Source organism: Dietzia sp. MNB45 (assembly GCF_051994785.1).
GTDB classification, from domain to species: domain Bacteria; phylum Actinomycetota; class Actinomycetes; order Mycobacteriales; family Mycobacteriaceae; genus Dietzia; species Dietzia kunjamensis.
Genome location: NZ_CP163397.1, coordinates 2,764,050 through 2,784,357 on the forward strand (window position 1 = coordinate 2,764,050; position 20,308 = coordinate 2,784,357).

A 20,308-nucleotide genomic window follows, 5' to 3' on the forward strand; every position below is an offset into this window, starting at 1 on the left:
TTGACAGAACTGAGACACTATCGTTATGAGAACTCGGGTGCTCCTCGCCGCCGGCGCAACAGCGCTGGTGGCCGCGTCCTGCGCGCAGCCGGAGCCACAGGTGCTCTCCGAGGCTCCGCGCTCTGCGTCCGCGACGGAGATCACGTCGCCGACCACCACCGAGCGTGACGAGCAGCCCGGGAAGTTCATCGCGCGATGTGCGACCGAGGCCGACGGCGGGACGCCCGGCCTCACCATCTTCACCGACGGATCGCAGAACGTCACCGATCACTGCCTGAGCAGGTACTACATCGGGGTCCAGCCCGCTCCCGGGGCACTGTACGTACCCGACGAGGAGGCCGGTACCTACGCGCCTCCCAGCGAGACCGCACCCGTCGAGACGACGGGCGCACAGTGGACGCCCGCCCAGCCGCGAACCGATATCGGGTTCGAGGATGATCAGGAGCTCCTCGGCGACGGGGAGAGGACCGAGAATCCGGATGAGCCGGGCACCGAGGATCCCGACACGGACGATCCGGATACCCCGACGAGCCCGACCGACGGGACGTCGCCCACCTCGCCCACGACGCCGCCCACGACCGAGCCGGGCGGTACCGAGCCCGTCGTGACGGATCCGACCACTCCCGGGACCAGCACTCCCGGCACCACCGAACCCGGCGACACCACCCCCACGGGGACCGGCTCGTCCGAGCAGCCGACGACGGTGCCCACCGTGACCGAGGCGCCGCAGGAACCGCAGCCGGGCCCGCTGACATCCGTGATGTCCGCCGCCCCGTCGGGGTCGGTCGGCCCCACCGGGTCGCAGACCCCCACCGAGTCGGGGACGTCAGTGGGGCTCCCCGCATTCCGCTGGCCCGGGTCGTTCTGGCCGGGCGGCCCGCAGGGCTGACCTTCCGAGGGCATGCCCTCCGACCGGGTGTGAACTCGGGCCGGGCATGAACTCCGGCCGGGCGTGAACTCCGGCCGGACACCGCGCGCCGGTCTGGTGCGACGAGCGTCAGGCCTCGTTCATCCGACGGCGCAGGTCCTCGCGCTTTTCCCGTCGTCCGGCGTCGACCGCCGCGATATCGGAGTTGATCTGCGCGCGCATCCGGCTGAACAGCACCATCGACAGGGGCAACGCGATCAACACAGAGATGATCGCGGCGACGAGCACGGGGACCTGCACACCCGCCAGGCTGCCGATCCCGATGATGAGCAGCGTCAACGCCACCACCAGCAGAAGTCGGACGACGGTGTAGACGACCATGTTGCGGGCCAGTCGCGCGCCGGGCGCGGACCCCTCCGGTGTGGCCGCCGGGCTGGCCGTCCCCTCCGCGGGGTGTGTTGTCTCGTCTCGCTCGCTCATGGTCCCCAGGATACGTATCGTGGCGGGAAGGAGGTTCGAGTGATCTGGCTGTTCGCACTCATCGGAGTGGTGACCGTGGCGATCCTGCTGTGGCGGGCCTTCGGGCCCGGGTCACGGCCGGCTCCCCCACGGGTGATCGCCCCGGACGACGACCCTGATTTCCTACGGGATCTGGACCGTCGCAAACCGCTGGACCCCTGACGTCGGCAGCGCACGGGTCCCGGCGCAGCCCTGCCCGATGCAGCCCTGCCCGGACAGGTCTCGTCGGCCGGGTCAGCTGCGTGACAGCAGGCGGACGATGGAGTCCACGGCGTCGCTGATCTGCGCCCCCGTGCGGTCGAACACCTCCGGCTCCCGGCCGATCGGATCCTCCACGTCGAGCGCGGGATCGTCGGTGTCGATACCCAACCTCGCCCGCGACAGACCCGCGAGCGTGACGGACTCGTCGGAGTCGGCGAGCCGGGCGGCCTCCAGGATCGTGTAGGTCTTCTTCCACAGCAACGGCGCCAGTTCCTGCACGGCATCGCGGTGCGCCCGGGTCGCGGTGAGGACGAGGTCGCGTCCTGTCAGCAGCCGGGCTGTGAGCAGTCGCGACGCGAAGCCCCCGCCGTCTCCCCCGTACCCCTGCAGCACCCGCAGGGTCTCGCGGTGGATCTCGACGCCATTGGCCGCCCGCGTCCCCGCGGAGTCGACCGACACATCGAGTCCGGCTGCCGCGGTTCGCGCGGCCAACAGACGCTCGGCCAGCGGCGACCGACACATGTTGCCCGTACACACCGTCATCACCGAGATCGCCATGGCGACGATCCTAGTGCGCGCTGCGCGTCACTCCCCGCGCCACTGCGGGGCGCGCTTCTCGAGGAACGCGGACATGCCCTCCTGGGCGTCGCAGGTGACGGCGTTGGTGGCCATGGTCTCGGCCATCTCGCGGTACGCCTCGTCCTGGGGCAGATCGATCTGCCTGTAGAAGGCCTGCTTGCCGATCTCCAACGTCAGCGGGCTGGAGTCGGCGATCTGCAGCGCCAGCTCATCGACCCGAAAACGCAGGTGGCCCTCGGGCACCGCCTCGTTGACCAGCCCCCAGTCCACCGCGGTGGCGGCGTCGATCGTCTCACCGGTCAACAGCATCTGCATGGCCCGCTTACGGCCGATGGAGCGGGAGACCGCCACCATGGGGGTCGAGCAGAACAGGCCGATCTTCACGCCCGGGGTGCCGAAACGCGCGGTGTCGACCGCCACGGCCAGATCGCAGGTGGCGACGAGCTGACAGCCGGCGGCGATCGCGTGGCCCTGCACCTCGGCGATGACCGGCTGCCGGATCGCCTGGATGGTCTCCATGAGCTGCACGCACGTGGTGAAGACCTCGCGCTCCTGCGTGAGGGTGCGGTCGACCATTTCACTGATCTCGTGCCCGGCGGACAGTGCGGGGCCGGACCCGGTGAGCACGACGACCCCACAGTCCGGGTCGTCACCGAGGTCGCGGATCGCCGCCGTCGCCTCCCGCATCATCTGCAGGGAGAGCGGGTTGCGACGCTCGGGCCGATCGAGTGTGACGCGGGCGCTCGGGCCGCTGCGCTCGACGAGGACGAAGGGGGTGCTCATGGGGCCTCCGGAGGGGATGAGGGGCTAGCCTCCCCTGGTTCTACCCCGCGGCGCCCGTCGACGGGCCGGGACGGGGCCGGGGCGCCCCCACCGGGGCGTGGCGAGGGGCGTGGCGCTCCCCTCTGGTCACCCCGGGCCCCGGGCCGGGCCCGGCTCGGACCGGACCGGGTCAGTTCGCGGCGGCCTCGTGCGTGCCGTCGCACCACTGCTCGGCGGGGACGGTGTCCTTGACCTGGTCGACATGCTGACCGCAGCCGTCCCACGTGGTCTTGCCGCAGACGGGGCAGGTGACGGGGTAACACATAAGAATCTCCTCAGATCCGACATCATACCCTAGGGGGTATACCCGTAAGGGTATGTCAGTTCTCGTCCGGCCGCCACTCGGCGTCGACCCTGGGTGTGGCCTCACGGAGTCGTTCGACGTGGGCCCGGCACTCCTCCCACTGCGGGAGCCGGCCCGCGGCGGCGACGTCGAGCAGGCTCGGGGCGTCGCGGTCGCGCTCGCTCATGACGTGCTCGATCGAGGTGCCGTCGAGGGCCGATCCGGGCCAGTCGATCGCGATCTTGGGATCGAAGGCGTCGATGACGTGCTCGGCCCCGGGCCGCCAGCCCTCCGAACAGAAGTACATCACCGTGGATTGCGGCTCGAGGGCCAGAAAGCCGTGCGCCACGCCCTCGGGGATGTAGATCGCCCGCTGCTCCACGGAGTCCAGGATGACCCCGGCCCACTCACCGAAGGTCGGCGAGCCCACGCGGACGTCCACGACCACGTCGAACACCGTGCCGGACGGGCACAGCACGTACTTGGCCTGACCGGGCGGGACCTCGGCGAAGTGCAGGCCGCGCAGGACCCCCTCCCCCGAGACCGACACGTTGACCTGCGCGAGATCGAAACGGTGGCCGGTCATCCGACGGAAGGTCTCGTCGGTGAACGCCTCGTGGAACACCCCGCGGTCGTCAGAGATCTGCCGGGGGGTGATCTCCCACGCCCCCGACACGCTGAGCTCGCGTCGCTGCACTCCGGTCCCGCCTTCCCGTTGTCTATCGATCCCGGTCGCCCCCGGCGCCCGGGTGACGACCACCCTAGCCGCGCATGGCGTCCACGATCTGCGCTGCCGTCCACTCGCCGATCAGCAGGCAGCCCATGGCGTCGTCGTGGACGGAGGCGTCCTCGTCCCAGCCGGTGACGACGAACTGGAAGATGTAGGTGGCCTCGTCGTCGCTCCATCCCACGATCAGACTCGAGGTCGCCATCCGGCCCGGCTCGGCCGTGTACATGCCCCGCAGGTAGCGGTAGACGCTGCGGACGGCGCCAGCGGACTCGTCCCCTTCACCGGCGACCTGCTCGAGCAGAGTCCAGTCGGGCAGTGCGTCGGCGGTGGCGACGATCATCTCGACCGCCTGCTCGGTGTCCATCGCGGGCGCGACACGGGCGCAGGTGGCCACCGCGTTGGGTGAGAACCCTTCACGGTGCGCACCCGGGTCCACGTAGATCACCGCGGACGGCTCGGGCGATTCGATGCGCTGCCACGGCGGGCTGTCCACCCAGGTCAGCGGCTGTGCGGCCACGGCCATCGGTGGGCTCGCCTCGAGAATGCGACCGGTCGACGCGCAGTACTCCTGGATAGAGGTCATGTCCGGGTCCCCGCGCCCCGTCAGCCCTGTAGTCCCGCGCCGATGATGTGCGCGCCACCGTCGACGACGAGGGTCTGCCCGGTCATCCAGTGCGCGTCATCGGACAGCAGGAAAGCCACGGGACCGGCGATGTCGTCGGGCACCCCCAGTCGCCCGGCCGGCAGCGCCGCGGACATGGCCTCCTCGCGGCCGGAATACAGCGCCTCGGCGAACCTGGTCTTGACCACGCCCGGGGCGACGGCGTTGACGCGCACGGCGGGTCCGACCTCTACGGCGAGCTCCTGGGTCAGCCGCATGACCAACGCCTTGGTGGCGCCGTACCAGCCGATCCCCGGCGACGGTGCCAGGCCGGCGATGGAGGCGATGTTGACGACGGCGCCGCCGCGCTCGCCGAGGCCCGAGTGGTAGACCTTCTGCGTCCAGGACAGGGTGCCGAGGGCGTTGACCTCAGTGATCTTGCGGGCCGCGGCGAGGTCGATGTCCACCGTGCGGCCGAATGCCGGGTTGATCCCGGTGTTGTTGACCAGCAGGTCGATGGGCCCGAACGACTCTTCGGCCCGGGCCACGACCTCACGCTGGTGGTCCTCGTCGTCGCTCTTGCCCGCCACCGCCAGCACCCGCTCCGGTGTGCCGAGATCGGCGACGGCGTCGTCGAGCCCCTCCTGGCCGCGCGCCGTGATGACCACCGACGCGCCTTCCGCGAGCAGGCGACGGGCGATGCCCAGGCCGATCCCGCGGCTCGCGCCGGTGACGAGCGCGGTGCGGCCGGCGAAGCGGTCCGGGACGACGGGGCCGGTCCGGGGGGCGGGCAGGGGGGTAGCGGTCACGGCCGTCTCCTTGCGAGGGTCGGAATGCGTCTGGCGTGCGTCGCCCAGCCTAGAGGCCATGTCGGTGTGCCAGGCCGCGCCGGGGCCTCACGGCATCTCCTCAGCGGACCCTCCGGCTTTTTTTCACTACGGCGCCGCCGGGCGCTAGAGTTCGTGACAGGTCCCATCCGGCCGCCCCCTCGGGCGGCTCCACTACCCCGGGGTGTGTGCATGTCACCACTAATTCCACGCGCTGGCGCGGACTCACCCGTGTGCTCGATCCTCGATATCCCGGGCCCGCGGTGGTTCACGGCGAGCGATCCCATCTGGCGGGTCCACGGCGACGTGTCCACCCCGATCGGCATCACGACCGGTCTGCTCATGCTCGCCGCCGACCCCGCCTACTCCGCCGTGATGGTCGCGTGCGGTGCGGACGCCGAGCCGTGGACGATGGACGACTACCTGCACGACCTCGTGGAGATCTCGACGTTCGGCACGGTCGACGACGCCATGGTGACCATCGAGCACGCCCGCCGTGACCACAATTCGTTCTCCGGCACCACCGAATACGGCGACTACTTCTACGGCTCCGACCCCGGGCTGATCGAGTGGTCGCAGGCCGCCATGACGTGGGCCCTGCTCGTCGCCTTCCAGCGCTTCTCGGGGCGTCCCCTGTCCCCCGCCGAATCCGACCGGTATGTCTACCAGTGGGCGGGCCTCGCGCGGCTCCACGGTGCCCGCAGTTTCCCCTCGACCGTCCGCGAACTCGAGCAGCTCCTGCGCAGGTCCCGCGGCCGCGCCCGGCCCACTGATGCCGGTCGCCGCGCCGCGAGGAAGCTCCGGGAGGACGCCCGCGCCTGCCCCGGGGTCACGGAGAACTCGGTGATCGCGCACCGGTCGTGCACGACGGTCGTGGACGCCGCGGCGAGCCTGGTGCCGTCGGAGGTGCGCCGCGCGCTGGATCTCCCGCACCGTCCGATGGACCGCGCGGCCGTGTTCGGGAGGATCACCAGAGCGCACCAGGGCCTGTCCTCGCCGCGGCTCACGACCCGGGCGCCCATCGCGGCCCCGTCGGCGATGCGGGCCCGGACCGCCTGAGCCCCGCCTCGCGCGGAACACCCCGGCCGCCCGGGGTCACCAGTGGCCGTTGACGCGGCCCTTGATCCATCCGGCGGCCTCCCACACCAGATGAACCGGCAGCATCCCGCGGTCGAGCCGCTCGACGGGCACCATCCGCACGTCCAGCCCGGTGGCGCTGCGCATCCATGTCCCCGCCCGGAGGGTGTGGGGCCGGTTGGTCACCACCAGGATCCGGTCCCACCCGCGCGCCCGCGCGATCGAGGCGACCGCCTGCGCCTCGCCCCAGGTGGTGCGCGGGTCGGGCGAGAAGCACACAACTTCTGCGCCCGAGGGTCGCGCGATTCCGGTGCACAGTCGCCGGGCCACCGTCTCGGAGTTGCCGCCGGGGTTGCTCACGAGCAGCGTGTCGGCGTACCCGGCCTCCACGAGGTCCCGGGCGTACAGGTGGCGACCGTCGTCGGCGCCGGCGAGCATCACCACGGCGTCGGCGCGGACGGGCTCGTCGGCGCGCGGCTGCAGCAGGAACGCGCCCCACGCGGTGAGGGCGAGCGCGGCGACGGCGGCGGCCGCCACCGCGGCGCTCCCGGCCGCGAGCACTGTGCGGCGGGTCCGGTTCACGACCCGGGCCCGGGGAGGCTGCCCCGCTCCCGCTGTCGCTGGGCGATCCAGCCCTCGTGGGCGATCGCGCGGACGAGATCCTGCGTCCAGTCGTCCATCGGCTCCAGCCCGACGGCACGCCACGAGGCATCGGAGAGCACGGAGAAGGCCGGCCTCGGGGCGGGGCGTGGGTACTCCTCGGTGGTGCAGGGTCGCACCCGCTCGGGATCCGCGCCGAACCACGTGAACGCCGCCCGGGCGAGGTCGAACCACGTCGCGCGGCCTCCCCCTGCCAGGTGCAGGGTCAGGCCCCGCGCGTCGAACTCGCCCCAGGCCTCCCCGCCGACGAGGCCGAGCAGTTGATCGGCCAGCGGCGCCGTGTAGGTGGGCGAACCCCACTGGTCGTCCACCACCGAGAGGGTGTCCCGCTCGCGCTCGAGGCGGACCATGGTGTCGACGAAGTCCGAGCCGCGCAGCCCCTGCCCGTGGCGCACGGGGCCGGTGTACACCCACGCGGTGCGGACGATCGTCGTCTCGGGGTACACCGCCAGCGCCGCCCGTTCCCCCGCGAGTTTGGTGCGCCCGTACGCGGTCACCGGCGCGGTCGGGTCGTGCGGCTCGAGCGCCGGAGCGGTGGCCGGGTCTCCCCCGCCGGGGACCTCGCCCGAGAAGACGTAGTCGGTGCTGATGTGGACCAGCCGGATCCCGCGGTCGCGGCACGCCACGGCCAGCGATTCCACGCCGTCGGCGTTGACCGCGTGCGCAGTGACCTCGTCGGCCTCCGCGCCATCGACGTCGGTGTACGCGGCCGCGTTGATCACGACCTCCGGCGCGTGACGGTCCAGGGCGGAGGCGATCGAGGCCGGGGCGGTGAGGTCGAGCTCGTCGCGGCCCACCGCGACCGCGCCACCGCCGAGCTGACGCCTCGATTGCCTGTCCAGGTAGTGCCCGAGCTGTCCGCGACCGCCCGTCGCGAGGATCCGCGGCCACCGGCCGGCGGTCACAGGCTGCGCCCCTTCTCGCGGCGCAGAATGTCCAGAAGGTACAGGCCGTACCCCGATTTGCGCAGGTCGTGGGCGTGGACGGTGAGCTCGTCGTCGTCGATATATCCCATCCGCCATGCCACCTCCTCCGGGCAGCCGATCTTCAGGCCCTGCCGGTCCTCGATCGTGCGGACGTAGTTGCCCGCGTCGAGTAGGGAGTCGTGCGTACCCGTGTCCAGCCACGCCGTGCCCCGTGGCAGCACCTCCACCTGCAGTCGGCCCTCGCGCAGGTAGTGCCGGTTGATGTCGGTGATTTCGTACTCGCCGCGCGCGGACCTGCCGAGCCCGCGCGCCACGTCCACCACGTCGGCGCTATAGAAGTAGAGGCCGGGGACGGCGAAATCGGAGGACGGGTCCTCTGGCTTCTCCTCCAGGCTGATCGCGCGGCCGTCGGCGTCGAAGTCGATCACCCCGTACTCGCTCGGATTGGAGACGCGGTAGGCGAACACGGCGCCACCCTCGGGCTCGACGAAGCGCCGCAGCTGCGTGCCCATGCCCGGTCCGTAGAAAATGTTGTCGCCCAGGATCAACGCCACCGACTCGTCGCCGATGTGCTCGGCACCCAGCACGAACGCCTGCGCCAGCCCCTCCGGCGCCGCCTGCTCCACATAGCTCAGGGCGATGCCGAACTGGCTGCCGTCGCCCAGCAGCCGGCGGAACTGCGGAGCGTCCTGGGGGGTCGTGATGATGAGGATCTCCCGGATCCCCGCCAGCATGAGCGTGGACAGCGGGTAGTAGATCATCGGCTTGTCGTACACCGGCATCAACTGCTTGCTCGTCGCCAGGGTGAGCGGGCTCAACCGGGTGCCGCTGCCGCCGGCCAGGACGATGCCCTTCACAGCACCGTCTCCGTCCGCGCGTACTTCGCTTCCACGCGCTCCTTGACCGGCTCCCACCAGTCGCGATGGGTGGCATACCACTCGATCGTCTGCCGCAAGCCCTCGCGCAGGTCGGTGTGCCGCGGCTCCCAGCCCAGTTCCTCCCGGGTGGCGGTGGCGTCGATGGCGTAGCGCAGGTCGTGGCCCGGCCGGTCGGTGACGTGGTCGAAACCGGGGTCTCCCCCCGTGCCGGCCCCACGTCCCCCGCCGCTGCCGGCGACCCCCATGAGTTCGCAGATCATCTGCATCACCTGCAGGTTCGAATGCTCGCCGTCCGCGCCGATGAGGTACGTCCGGCCGGGCTCGCCCGCGGCCAGGATGCGCAGGACCGCCGCGTTGTGGTCGGCGACATGGATCCAGTCCCGCACATTGGCCCCACTGCCGTAGAGGCGGGGCCGGCGACCGTCGAGGATGTTGGTGATCTGACGCGGGATGAACTTCTCGACGTGCTGGAACGGCCCGTAGTTGTTCGAGCAGTTGCTGATGGTGGCCCGCACCCCGAAACTGCGGACCCACGCGCGCACGAGCATGTCGGCCCCGGCCTTGGTGGCCGAATACGGGCTCGACGGGTTGTACGCAGTGTCCGGGGTGAACTTGGCCGGATCGTCGAGCTGCAGGTCCCCGTAGACCTCGTCCGTCGACACGTGGTGCAGCCGCACGTCATGCCGCCGACACGCCTCGAGCACGGCGTAGGTGCCGACGATGTTGGAGTGCAGGAAGGGCCACGGGGTGGCCAGCGAATTGTCGTTGTGGCTCTCCGCGGCGAAGTGCACCACGGCATCGTCCGGCCCCGTCAGCTCGTAGACCAGCCGGTCGGTGACCGCCGGGTCCGCGCAGTCCGCCTCGACCAACTCCACCCGCTCGTCGGGCAGTCCGTCCAGATTGGCGCGGTTGGCGGCGTACGTCATGGAATCCAGCACCGTGACGTGGGCATCGGGGTGCTCACGGACCACGGTGCGGATGAAGTTGGCGCCGATGAACCCGGCTCCACCGGTGACGACGAGGCGCATGCACCCAACCCTACCGCCGCGAACGATCCGCCTCGGCCGCCTCCCCGGTGATGCCCGCTGCCGAGTGGTCCGAGGAGCCGAGTGCGCGGTCATCGAGTGTGTGGTCGTCGGGCACCCGGAGCAGCTCCCGATAGGCGGCGAGCATCTCCTCCCGTCGCCGGGCCTGGCGCTCGCTCGCGGCCGTCACCCGCGGGGTCACCAGTACCGCCTCCTCCGCGGAGATCCCCGCGCGCAACTGCCGCACACGCAGCACCTCCGCATCCAGCCGGACGCCGTAGACCACCGCCATGTTCACCAACCACAGCCACAGCAGGAAGACGATCACCCCCGCGAGAGATCCGTACACCTCGTTGAAGTTTCCGAACCTAGAGACGAAGAAGTCGAATCCGGCGGTGGCCACGCCGATGATCACCAGCGCCGCCGCCGCTCCGAGGGACACCCAGCTGAACCTGCGTCCCGACACATTGGGGGCGAACCGGTAGAGGATCGCCAGCGCGAGAACCGCCGACACCATCCCGGCCGGCCACTTGGCGATCTCCCATACGGCCAGTGCGGTGTCACCGAGGCCGATCCACCCGCCGACCGTCTCTGCGACGGGGCCGGTGAACACCAGGGCCAGACCGCCGACGACCACCAACGCGATGAGCAATGCCGTAAGCAGCGCCCCGGCGGGCATCAGCCGCCAGATGGGCCGCCCCTCCTCGACCCCGTACACGGCGTTCATCGCGCGGCCCAGCGCCCACACATAGCGTGAGGCCGACCACAGCGCCACGACCGTGCCCACGAGGAGTGCTGTCCCGGCGGCCGGCGTGGTCACCAACGCCTCGATCGGCCCGCGGACCGGGTCGAGCACGTCGGGCGGCGCGACGTCGGAGAGCATGTCCATGACGGCGTCGACGGTCCGGTTCCCCTGGCCGAACACGCCGAGCAGCGAGATCACCACCAGGATCGCCGGGAAGAGCGAGAGCACGCCGTAGAAGGTGAGCGAGCCCGCGAGATCGGGGCCGCGGTCGCGCAGGAACTCCCCCACGGACCGCACGAGTACCATTCGGACGGTCCGCAATCCTCTGCGGGCAGTCGCCGCGGGCCCTCCGGATGTCGTCATGTCCCGATTGTGACTGCTGTCGGCGCTCATCCCGCGTGGGCGCGCCACACGCCGCGCCCACCACGACCATCCGCCTAGGCATCCGAGTGCCTGGTGCTGCGTGTTGCAATGCGCAATCCATGACAATGATTGTCTTGACAAGACGTCAACGCCCGATTAACTTAACGAACGTTCGAAACGTGACGCGGATTACATCGCTTTCGCAGCTGATCGACCAGTTCGACCCGCCCCCTCAGGCCATCCATCAGGACCCCGGACGCCCCTTCGAGCGCCCGGCCCGGAACCAGAAGGATCCCCGATGCCCCCCAGCACCCGAAGCCGCGTGGCCCGACGCGCAGCGCTCGCCCTGACGATGATCGGATCGCTCGTCGCCACGGGCTGCGCCGGCGGCCACCGCATCACCGGCGACAGCATCGAGACGATGGAGCCGATCACACTGCGCTACGGCGACTACACGACCGTCTCCTCGGCTGGCCCCTTCCGCGACTTCGCCGCGCAGGTCGAGGAAGAGACCGGCGGGAAGATCACCTTCGACGAGTACTGGGGCGGCAGCCTGGTCAAGGGCGCCGACATGGCGCAGGGGGTCCGCGGCGGGATCGTGGACATGGGCATGTTCACCCCGAGTTACTACCCGTCAGAGTTCCCCATGACCGACTGGACCTCCCAGATGGCCAGCGTCGTCGAGCCGGAGTACCCGCTCGGCATGATGCAGGCCTTCGCCGGCGGCAGCGAGTTCGCGCTCACCAATCCGCTGATCGAGAAGCAGTTCTCGGACCAGGACATCAAGCTGCTGTTCACCTGGACCCCGTCGACCAACTACCACCTCGTGTGCAAAGAGCCCGTCAACAGCCTCGAGGAGGCCCGCGGCAAGCGGGTTCGCAGCGGCGGCGCCTTCAACTACGGCGAGATCGAAGCGCTCGGAATGGTCCCGGTGACCCTTCCGACCGGCGAGATCTACGAGGGCCTGCAGCGCGGGGTGATCGACTGCTCCCTGGCTAACGGCAAGATCATGATCGCCCTCGGCCTGTGGGAGGTCGCAAAACACTACGTCGACATCCCGTTCTCGAGCTACACGCAGTACGTGATCATGAACAAGAACGTCTGGGACAAGCTCCCCGAGGACGCCCGTCAGGTCATCGACGAGGCCCGGGAGACGTGGTTCGAGGGCTACCTCCGCGAAGAGGGGATCATCCTTCAACAGCGCCTGCTGGCCGAGGGCGCGGACATGGGCGTGAACTTCTACGACGTCGCCCCCGGACTCCAGGACACCCTCGAGGCCTACCAGGAGGAGTCGCTGCGTTCCCTGCCGGACCGCGCACCAGAGGGCCTAGAGGATCCCGAGGGAACTGTCGAGCGGTACCGCCAGATCATGGCCGACTGGAAGACCCGGCTGGAGGACATGGGATACGACGACCCGGCCCTCGCCGAGATCCCGGACGATCCCGAAACCGTGGAGATCGACCTGGACCCCTACATGCAGACGGTTCGGTCGGAGATCTTCGACCGCACCGCACCGTGACCCCCTCAGACCGGTTGGAGAACATGATGGACACCACCACCACCGTTGCGGAGCGACTCGTTCCGGGACAGCGGGCCCTCTCCCGGGTGCTGTACGCGTGTGCCGTGATCGCGGGGATCGCCACCTTGGTCCTGGCGCTGCACATCGCCGCGGACGTCAGCTCCCGCAACCTGACGGGCGCCCCCCTGTCCGGCACGCTCGAAATCACCCAAAACTGGTCGATGGTCCTCATCGTGATGCTCGCTATGGGGTACGCGGAGCAGATCGGCGAGCACATCAACGCCACCATCCTCACCCAGTACCTCGACCCCGTCTCGCGTTGGTGGTCGGACCTGGTCGTCAAGGGTCTGATGTTCCTGTTCGTCTGTGCACTGACCTACTACTCGATCACCGCGGCGGTCTTCGCCGTCGAGGTCCAGCAGGTCGCCCTCGGGGCGATCACCATCCCGATCTGGCCGGTCAAGATCGTCCTCGCAATCGGATTCGCCCTGTTCGCCCTCCAGCTCCTGGTGTCGATCATCAGCCTGTTGACCAACGACCGTCCGAGGAAGTCCCATGTCTGACACCACCCTCGCCACCGACTACACCGGCCTAGAACCGGACGACGACCTCGGCGCCCCGGAACCGAACCGCAACCTCATCCGGGCCTACTGGGGCAACTTCGGCTTCTCGCTGATCATCGCCGCGGTCATCCTGTTCACACCGAACCTGCCAGACCTCATGGTCGGCCTCCTGACGATCGTGCTGTCGATCGTCGCCATGGTCGCCGGTATCCACGTGGGGATCGCGATCATGGGCGCCGGTGCGGTCGGCCTGTGGAAGCTAGCGGGCACAAGCGCCGTCGCAGTCACGTTCGAGGACGTCCCCTTCACCTCCGCCGCCAGCTGGAGCCTGTCCGTCATCCCGCTGTTCATCCTCATGGGCGTGGCGATGGGCCGGTTCAACCTGACCGGAAAACTGTTCACCTCGGCCCAGGCCTGGCTCGGCCGGCTGCCCGGTGGACTGGCGGTCTCGACCAACTTCGCCGGCGCCGGACTGGCGGCCTCGAGCGGTAGCTCGATCGCGATCTCCTACGCCCTGGGCCGCACGACCATCCCCGAGATGCTCCGTGCCGGATACAAGCCGTCCCTGGCGACCGGCGTGGTCGCCATGTCCGGCACCTTGGGAATGCTCATCCCGCCGAGTGTGGTGCTGGTGATCTACGCCGGTGTCGCCGAGACGCCCGTCGGCCCGCAGTTGCTCGCCGCGCTCATCCCGGGACTGATCACGGCGATGGCGTACGCGACCCTCATCGTCGTCAGGTGCACCATCGACCCGACCCTCGCGCCCCGGTCGACCACCCACTACACCTGGGGCCAGCGGATCCGGTCCCTCGGGGACATCACCCCGGTCGCGTTGATCCTCATCCTCATCATCGGTGGCATGTACACCGGAATCTTCACGCCCACCGAGGCCGGGGCCTTCGGTGCGATCGCGGCAATCCTGCTGGGTTGGCTGTTCGGTGACGACCGTTCCGTCGGACACCTCGTGCGGACGGTGCTGACCTCGCTCCGCGAGACCGCGGCCGGCGTCGCCTCGATCTTCCTGCTCCTCATGGGCGTGCACGTGCTCACCCGCGTGGTGGCCTTGTCCGGGGTCGCCAACTGGCTCACCGACACGATCACCTCGCTGGGACTGAGCCGGACCCTGTTCCTCGTCGGACTGATCTTCGTGTTCCTCATCCTGGGCATGTTCATGGACGGCCTGGCGATGATCCTGCTCACGGTCCCGATCCTCATGCCGGTGCTCGACACCTACGACATCAGCCTCCTGTGGTTCGGCGTGTTCATGGTGATCCTCGTCGAGCTCGCGCTGGTCACCCCTCCGATCGGCATGCTCAGTTACATCGTTCACCGGATCGCGTCGAACCCCGAGGTCAACCTGGGGGTGACCGTGCGACTGTCCGACGTGTTCAAGGGAGTGGCCTGGTTCGTGGCCACCAGCGCCGTGATCCTCCTCGCCCTGATCTTCTTCCCCGACATCGCCCTCTGGCTGCCCAATTCCTCCGCCGCGGAGTGACCGGGTCATCGCCACACGCCACGACCAGACACCACCAGACACCAGCAACACGAACCTCAGGAGTACACATGCAGCGGACGATCTTCACCCGAGAGCAGGACGAGTTCCGCCAATTGGTGCGTGACTTCATCGCCAAGGAGGTCGCCCCCCACCGCGAGGAGTGGGACGAGCTCGGCAGGCCCCCGCGCGAGTTCTTCCACAAGCTCGGCGAGCTCGGCATCCTAGGCGTCCAGGTCCCCGAGGAGTTCGGGGGCGGCGGCGAGACGAGCTTCAAGTACAGCGCGATCGTGTTCGAGGAGGTCGCCCGAGCGGGAGTGTCCTTCGGCTCATACACCGTGCACTGCTGCCTGATCCTGCCGTACCTCATGGAGTACGGGACGCCCGAGCAGCTGCAGCGGTGGCTGCCGGCCTTCGCCTCCGGCGAGCTGATGACCGCCATCGCCATGACCGAGCCCGGTACCGGGTCGGACCTGGCGAACATCTCCACCACCGCCAAGCTCAGTGCCGACGGCACCCACTACGTCGTCAACGGTTCCAAGACGTTCATCACCGGCGGCGTGACCGCGGACATGATCCTCACGGTCTGCCGTACCTCACCGTTCGACCCGGACAACCGCCGTCACGGCCTGTCCATCCTCTGCGTCCCCACCGACTCCGAGGGCTTCGCCGTGGGCCGCAAGCTCGACAAGATCGGTCTGCGCCAGCAGGACACCGCGGAGCTGTCGTACAACGACGTCAAGGTGCCGGTCGAGAACCTCCTCGGCGAGAAGGACGCGGCGTTCTCCTACCTCACCCACAACCTCCCGCAGGAACGCCTGAGCATCGCGCTCAACGCGGTCTCCCAGTCCGAGGCCGCGCTGCGGCTGGCCACCGACTACACGCGTGAACGCAACGTCTTCGGCAAACCCGTCTCGAGCTTCCAGAACACCAAGTTCGTGCTGGCGGAGTGCGCAACCGAGGTCGAGGTGGCCCGCGTCTACGTGGATCACTGCCTGGAGTTGCTCGACCGGGGCGAGCTCACCGTGGCGGACGCCGCCAAGGCCAAGCTCCACGCCACCGAGATGGCCGCGCGTGTGATCGACCGGTGCCTGCAGCTGCACGGCGGGTACGGCTACATCACCGAGTACCCCATCGCCCGCCTCTACACGGACACCCGCGTCTCCCGGATCTACGGCGGAACCAGCGAGGTCATGAAGACCATCATCGCCAAGAGCCTCGGGCTCTGACGCTCCGCGCGGACACCACAGGAGGACATCTATGTATCCAGGAAAATGGGCCGCGTCCACTCCGGACAAGCCCGCAGTCATCGAGGACGCCACCGGTCGGGTGATGACCTACGCCCAGCTCGAGGAACGATCGGCCCGATTCGTTAACTGGCTCCTGGCACAGGGGCTCAAGCCGGGCGATCACATCGCCGCGCTCTCGGTCAACGACGCCACCGTGTTTGAGCTCTACTGGGGCGCGATGCGTTGCGGCCTGTACTTCACGATGGTCAACACCCACCTGGCCACCGACGAGGTCGCCTACATCGTCGGCGACAGCGGCGCCCGGGTCCTCGTGGTGTCCGCACCACTGGCCGAGCTCGGCGAGGCGATCGTCGAACAGTCGCCCCACGTGGAGCACCGGCTGGCCTTCGGCGGCGAGATCCCCGGCCACCTCGACTACGAGGCGGCCGTGGGAAGCATGCCCAGCACCCCGCCGGCAGATCAACCGCGCGGCGCGGACATGCTCTACTCCTCGGGCACAACCGGACGCCCCAAGGGCATCAAGCCGGCCCTCGACGGCGCACAGGTGGGCGACGAGCCCGGCCCCAACGTCATCGCCCGGATGAAGATCAACTACGACTTCAACCCGGACACGGTGTACCTCTCGCCAGCGCCCGTCTACCACGCGGCCCCGCTGCGCTACGCCACCGGAACCCAGGCACACGGCGGCACCGTAATCCTCATGGACCGCTTCGACCCCGAGAACTGCCTGGCCGCCATCGAGAAGTACGGCGTCACCCACAGCCAGTGGGTGCCCACCCACTTCATCCGCATGCTCCGCCTCCCCGAGGAAGTGCGCGAGGCCTACGATGTCTCGTCACTCGAGGTGGCCATCCATGCCGCGGCCCCGTGCCCGATCGAGGTCAAGGAGGCCATGCTGGACTGGTGGGGCCCGGTGGTCTACGAGTACTACTCCTCCACCGAGTCCAACGGCACCACCACGATCGCCCCCGAGGAGTGGCGGCGTAAGCCCGGCAGCGTCGGCCGCGTGGGCAAGGGGTCCCCCGCCATCCTCCACGTCTGCGACGAACTGGGCCGCGAACTGCCTGCCGGGGAGACCGGCTGGATCTACTTCGAACGGCACGACTACGCCTTCGAATACCACAACGATCCCGAGAAGACCGCCGAGACGCGGCACCCCGACCACCCCGAGTGGACCACCCTCGGCGACATCGGACACGTCGACGACGAGGGCTTCCTCTACCTCACCGACCGCGCCAAGTTCACCATCATCTCGGGCGGGGTCAACATCTACCCGCAGGAGATCGAGAACTGCATCGCCGTGCACCCGGACGTCATCGACGTCGCAGTGATCGGCGTTCCGGACGAGGTGATGGGACAGACCGTCAAGGCCGTGGTCCAGCTCGCCCCGGGTGTTGAACCGACCGATGCGACGGCCGACGCCATCAAACAGCACTGCCTCGACCGGATCGCCCGCTACAAGTGCCCTCGCACGGTGGCGTTCACCGAGGTCATCCCCCGCACCCAGACCGGGAAGTTGGTCAAGGGGCGCCTCGACGCCTCCGTCTGACCTGCCCGCCCCACCCTCACCCTCATCCGAATCGGAGATTCCGTGCCGAACGCAGTCATCATCGACGCCGTCCGCTCCCCCATGGGCCGCGGCAAGGCCGGCGGCGCCCTCGCCGATCTGCACCCTGTCGATCTCCTCGCCCAGATCCTCTCCGGGCTCGCCGAACGCACCGGCCTCGACACCGCACTCGTCGAGGACGTCATCGTGGGCGTCGTCAGCCAGGTCGGTGAGCAGTCCGGCACCGTCGGACGTCAGGCCGCCCTCGCCGCGGGCTTCCCCGAGCACGTCCCCGGCGTCACCGTCGAGCGCAAGTGCGGCTCGAGCCAGCAGGCCGTGGACTTCGCCGTCCAGGGTGTGGTCGCCGGCGCCTATGACGTGGTGATCGCCGCCGGACTGGAATCGATGAGCCGCGTCCCCATGGGGGTCAACAAGCTCGACAAGGACCCCTACGGTCCGGTCGTCCACGAGCGGTACCCGGGCCTGACCAATCAGGGCGTGGCCGCCGAACTCGTGGCCGGGAAGTGGGGGCTGTCCCGTGAGCAGCTGGACGACTACTCGGCCCGCTCCCATGAGCGCGCGGACGCCGCGCGGTCAGGCGGATGGTTCGACGACGAGATCGTGCCCGTGACCACGCCGGCGGGAGTCGTGGACACCGACGAGTCGATCCGACCGGGCACCACCTCCGAGAAGTTGGCCGGCTTGCGCACGGCATTCGATTCCGAGAGCGCTCGAGCCGAGCGGCCCGACGTGGACTGGAAGGTCACGGCCGGTAACTCCTCCCAGATCACTGACGGCGCAGCCGCGATGCTCATCATGAACGAGGACGTCGCGAAGTCCCTGGGACTGACCCCGATCGCGAGGATCGTGGCCTCCGCCGTCGTCGCCGATGACCCCGTCCTCATGCTGACCGGCCCGATCCCCGCCACCCACAAAGCTCTCGACCGCGCCGGGATGACCGTCGCCGACCTCGACACCTACGAGGTCAACGAGGCGTTCGCCTCGGTACCCCTGGCCTGGCGGTACGAGTTCGGAGCCGACGACGCCAAGCTCAACCCCGTCGGCGGCGCGGTGGCGCTCGGGCACCCGCTGGGAGCCTCCGGGATCCGCATCATGACCACGATGATCCACCACCTGCGTCGCACCGGCGGACGCTACGGGCTCCAGACGATGTGCGAGGCCGGCGGCATGGCCAACGCCACCGTCGTCGAAGCGCTCTGACCGCCTTCTCCTTGTGACCCCCTTTTCTTGTAGAGAGAGGTAAGACCGATGAATCTGACCAATGCGAGCGCCCTGGTGACCGGCGGGGCCTCCGGCCTCGGCCGGGCCACCGTCGCCCGTCTCGTCGACGCCGGCGTCCCCACCATCCTGGTGGACCTGCCGTCTTCCGACGGGCAGCAGGTGGCCGACGGGTTCGGTGACCTCGTCACGTTCGCCCCCGCCGACGTCGCCGATCCCGAGCAGGTCACCGCGGCTGTCCGGAGTGCAGCCGAGCGCGCCCCCCTGCGCGCGGTCGTGCACTGCGCGGGCATCGGCCGGACCGTCCGGGTGGTGGACCGCGAGGGCGAGCCGGGTTCGCTGGAGGACTTCGAGCTCGTCGTCCGCGTGAACCTCCTGGGCTCGTTCAACGTCCTGCGGATCGCCGCGGCGGAGATGACGAAGAACGAACCGACCGACGGCGAGCGCGGCGTGATCGTGATGACCGCCTCCGTGGCCGCATGGGAGGGCCAGATCGGGCAGATGCCCTACTCGGCGTCCAAGGCCGGCATCGTCGGGATGACGATCGTCGCCGCCCGCGACCTCGCCCGCCGCCAGATCCGCGTCAACACGATCGCCCCCGGCATCTTCGAGACCCCGATCTTCGACCGCCATCCCGCGGAGCTCGTCGAGGGTCTGGCCGCGCAGATCCCGCACCCCTCGCGTCTCGGCAAGCCCGACGAGTACGCCAAGCTCGCCCTGCACGTGGTGGACAACGCCATGATCAACGGCGAGACCATCCGCATCGACGGCGCGATCCGGATGGCCCCCAAGTGAGCGGCCCGCAGGTGAGCGCGACCGTGGTGGACCGGGTTCACGTCGAGGAGACCGACGGCGTCCTGGTGGTGACCATCGACCGCCAGCACGCGCGTAACTCCATCAACCGGGCCACCTCGGAGGCGATCGCTGCGGCGATGGCCGAGCTGGACCGGCGTGACGACCTCACCGCCGGAGTGATCGCCGGCGCGGGATCCGTCTTCTGTGCCGGGATGGACCTGAAGGCCTTCATCGCCGGGGAGGACGTCTCACTACCCGAGCTCGGCTTCGCGGGCCTGGTGGAGAAGCCCCCGGCAAAACCGCTCATCGCGGCGGTCGACGGTCCGGCGCTGGGCGGCGGTTTCGAGATCGTCCTGTCCTGCGATCTGGTCGTGGCGTCGGAGAACGCCTCCTTCGGCCTCCCCGAGGTCAGGCGTGGTCTCCTGGCGGGCGCGGGCGGCCTGCTCCGGCTCCCCCGACGCATTCCGTATCAGCTGGCGATGGAAGCCGCCCTGACCGGCCAACCGATCGACGCCGAGACCGCCCGGGGCGCCGGCCTGGTCAACCGGCTCGTCCCGGCGGGTGAGGCGACCGCCGCCGCCGTGGAATTGGCCAAAGCGATCGCCGCGAACGCCCCGCTTGCCGTGCGGGCATCCAAAGAGATCATGGCCCGGTCGCGCGAGTGGAACTCCGAGGAGGAATTCGACAAGATGAGAGATATCTACCTCCCGGTCCGGTCGTCGAACGACGCCCGCGAAGGGGCGCTCGCCTTCAAGGAGAAGCGGGCTCCACGGTGGACGGCGACCTGAGAGGACCGACAC

The 20,308-nt window shown here is 69.4% G+C and carries 23 protein-coding genes; 11 read left to right on the top strand and 12 right to left on the bottom strand.

What is annotated here, in order from left to right:
• Positions 1-25: 25 nt before the first annotated feature.
• Positions 26-889 carry a hypothetical protein gene (locus AB5G72_RS13250; RefSeq protein WP_253002231.1) on the top strand — a complete coding sequence of 288 codons (864 nt, stop codon included), beginning with the start codon at positions 26-28 and terminating at the stop codon, positions 887-889.
• 108 nt (positions 890-997) lie between these two features.
• Here the strand turns inward: AB5G72_RS13250 and AB5G72_RS13255 are convergent, their stop codons facing one another.
• Complete coding sequence (locus AB5G72_RS13255) at positions 998-1,348, bottom strand: DUF4229 domain-containing protein (protein ID WP_120284207.1); 351 nt, start codon at positions 1,346-1,348, stop codon at positions 998-1,000.
• A gap of 39 nt (positions 1,349-1,387) precedes the next feature.
• Here AB5G72_RS13255 and AB5G72_RS13260 point away from each other — a divergent pair, with 39 nt between their 5' ends.
• Positions 1,388-1,549, top strand: coding sequence for a hypothetical protein (locus AB5G72_RS13260; protein ID WP_167457827.1), 162 nt, complete (start codon positions 1,388-1,390; stop codon positions 1,547-1,549).
• Between the two features lie 72 nt (positions 1,550-1,621).
• Here the strand turns inward: AB5G72_RS13260 and AB5G72_RS13265 are convergent, their stop codons facing one another.
• From AB5G72_RS13265 to AB5G72_RS13290, 6 genes are all read right to left on the bottom strand, one after another.
• Entirely contained in the window at positions 1,622-2,146 is a 525-nt protein-coding gene (locus AB5G72_RS13265; protein ID WP_185950715.1) for an arsenate reductase/protein-tyrosine-phosphatase family protein, read from the bottom strand.
• A 27-nt stretch (positions 2,147-2,173) separates the two neighbouring features.
• Positions 2,174-2,950 (bottom strand): enoyl-CoA hydratase, encoded by a 777-nt coding sequence (locus tag AB5G72_RS13270; RefSeq protein ID WP_440220056.1) that lies wholly within the window; start codon positions 2,948-2,950, stop codon positions 2,174-2,176.
• A gap of 169 nt (positions 2,951-3,119) precedes the next feature.
• The gene (locus AB5G72_RS13275) at positions 3,120-3,254 is read right to left on the bottom strand and encodes a hypothetical protein (protein ID WP_256385633.1); all 135 of its coding nucleotides are present in this window, start codon (positions 3,252-3,254) and stop codon (positions 3,120-3,122) included.
• A 55-nt stretch (positions 3,255-3,309) separates the two neighbouring features.
• Positions 3,310-3,969 carry a dTDP-4-dehydrorhamnose 3,5-epimerase gene (gene rfbC / locus AB5G72_RS13280; RefSeq protein ID WP_185950716.1) on the bottom strand — a complete coding sequence of 220 codons (660 nt, stop codon included), beginning with the start codon at positions 3,967-3,969 and terminating at the stop codon, positions 3,310-3,312.
• A 64-nt stretch (positions 3,970-4,033) separates the two neighbouring features.
• On the bottom strand, positions 4,034-4,585 hold the full coding sequence (locus AB5G72_RS13285; RefSeq protein WP_185950717.1) for an LpqN/LpqT family lipoprotein: 552 nt from the start codon (positions 4,583-4,585) through the stop codon (positions 4,034-4,036).
• A 20-nt stretch (positions 4,586-4,605) separates the two neighbouring features.
• On the bottom strand, positions 4,606-5,412 hold the full coding sequence (locus AB5G72_RS13290) for a glucose 1-dehydrogenase (RefSeq protein WP_185950718.1): 807 nt from the start codon (positions 5,410-5,412) through the stop codon (positions 4,606-4,608).
• Between the two features lie 249 nt (positions 5,413-5,661).
• On the opposite strand from AB5G72_RS13290, the gene AB5G72_RS13295 reads away from it, so the two are divergent.
• The gene (locus AB5G72_RS13295) at positions 5,662-6,489 is read left to right on the top strand and encodes an oxygenase MpaB family protein (protein ID WP_067716932.1); all 828 of its coding nucleotides are present in this window, start codon (positions 5,662-5,664) and stop codon (positions 6,487-6,489) included.
• Between the two features lie 36 nt (positions 6,490-6,525).
• On the opposite strand, the gene AB5G72_RS13300 is transcribed toward AB5G72_RS13295, so the two are convergent.
• The 5 genes from AB5G72_RS13300 to AB5G72_RS13320 are packed head-to-tail and all read right to left on the bottom strand — an operon-like array spanning position 6,526 to position 11,047.
• Positions 6,526-7,089, bottom strand: a complete 564-nt coding sequence (locus AB5G72_RS13300; RefSeq protein WP_067716934.1) for a YdcF family protein — start codon at positions 7,087-7,089, stop codon at positions 6,526-6,528.
• A complete protein-coding gene (gene rfbD, locus AB5G72_RS13305) occupies positions 7,086-8,072 on the bottom strand; it encodes a dTDP-4-dehydrorhamnose reductase (RefSeq protein WP_167457798.1) in 987 nt (328 codons plus the stop codon). The genes AB5G72_RS13300 and rfbD overlap by 4 nt, the downstream gene beginning before the upstream one ends.
• Complete coding sequence (gene rfbA, locus AB5G72_RS13310; protein WP_120284220.1) at positions 8,069-8,950, bottom strand: glucose-1-phosphate thymidylyltransferase RfbA; 882 nt, start codon at positions 8,948-8,950, stop codon at positions 8,069-8,071. Before rfbA ends, rfbD begins: the two co-directional genes overlap by 4 nt.
• A complete protein-coding gene (gene rfbB / locus AB5G72_RS13315; RefSeq protein WP_440220057.1) occupies positions 8,947-9,999 on the bottom strand; it encodes a dTDP-glucose 4,6-dehydratase in 1,053 nt (350 codons plus the stop codon). Before rfbB ends, rfbA begins: the two co-directional genes overlap by 4 nt.
• A gap of 10 nt (positions 10,000-10,009) precedes the next feature.
• Entirely contained in the window at positions 10,010-11,047 is a 1,038-nt protein-coding gene (locus AB5G72_RS13320; RefSeq protein ID WP_440220058.1) for a YhjD/YihY/BrkB family envelope integrity protein, read from the bottom strand.
• 355 nt (positions 11,048-11,402) lie between these two features.
• Here AB5G72_RS13320 and AB5G72_RS13325 point away from each other — a divergent pair, with 355 nt between their 5' ends.
• The 8 genes from AB5G72_RS13325 (at position 11,403) to AB5G72_RS13360 (ending at position 20,296) form a co-directional block, all read left to right on the top strand.
• Positions 11,403-12,623, top strand: a complete 1,221-nt coding sequence (locus tag AB5G72_RS13325) for a C4-dicarboxylate TRAP transporter substrate-binding protein (protein WP_120284226.1) — start codon at positions 11,403-11,405, stop codon at positions 12,621-12,623.
• A complete protein-coding gene (locus tag AB5G72_RS13330) occupies positions 12,620-13,186 on the top strand; it encodes a TRAP transporter small permease subunit (protein WP_120284228.1) in 567 nt (188 codons plus the stop codon). Before AB5G72_RS13325 ends, AB5G72_RS13330 begins: the two co-directional genes overlap by 4 nt.
• A complete protein-coding gene (locus AB5G72_RS13335; RefSeq protein WP_120284230.1) occupies positions 13,179-14,681 on the top strand; it encodes a TRAP transporter large permease in 1,503 nt (500 codons plus the stop codon). Before AB5G72_RS13330 ends, AB5G72_RS13335 begins: the two co-directional genes overlap by 8 nt.
• Positions 14,682-14,749: 68 nt before the next feature.
• Entirely contained in the window at positions 14,750-15,907 is a 1,158-nt protein-coding gene (locus AB5G72_RS13340) for an acyl-CoA dehydrogenase family protein (protein WP_120284232.1), read from the top strand.
• Positions 15,908-15,938: 31 nt separating this feature from the next.
• Positions 15,939-17,477: an acyl-CoA synthetase gene (locus AB5G72_RS13345; RefSeq protein ID WP_259821663.1), complete on the top strand. Its 1,539-nt coding sequence runs from the start codon at positions 15,939-15,941 to the stop codon at positions 17,475-17,477.
• Between the two features lie 42 nt (positions 17,478-17,519).
• A complete protein-coding gene (locus tag AB5G72_RS13350; protein WP_120284236.1) occupies positions 17,520-18,695 on the top strand; it encodes a thiolase family protein in 1,176 nt (391 codons plus the stop codon).
• 48 nt (positions 18,696-18,743) lie between these two features.
• A complete protein-coding gene (locus AB5G72_RS13355) occupies positions 18,744-19,508 on the top strand; it encodes an SDR family NAD(P)-dependent oxidoreductase (protein WP_440220059.1) in 765 nt (254 codons plus the stop codon).
• Positions 19,505-20,296 carry a crotonase/enoyl-CoA hydratase family protein gene (locus tag AB5G72_RS13360; protein ID WP_440220060.1) on the top strand — a complete coding sequence of 264 codons (792 nt, stop codon included), beginning with the start codon at positions 19,505-19,507 and terminating at the stop codon, positions 20,294-20,296. Before AB5G72_RS13355 ends, AB5G72_RS13360 begins: the two co-directional genes overlap by 4 nt.
• The last annotated feature ends 12 nt before the right edge of the window (positions 20,297-20,308 follow it).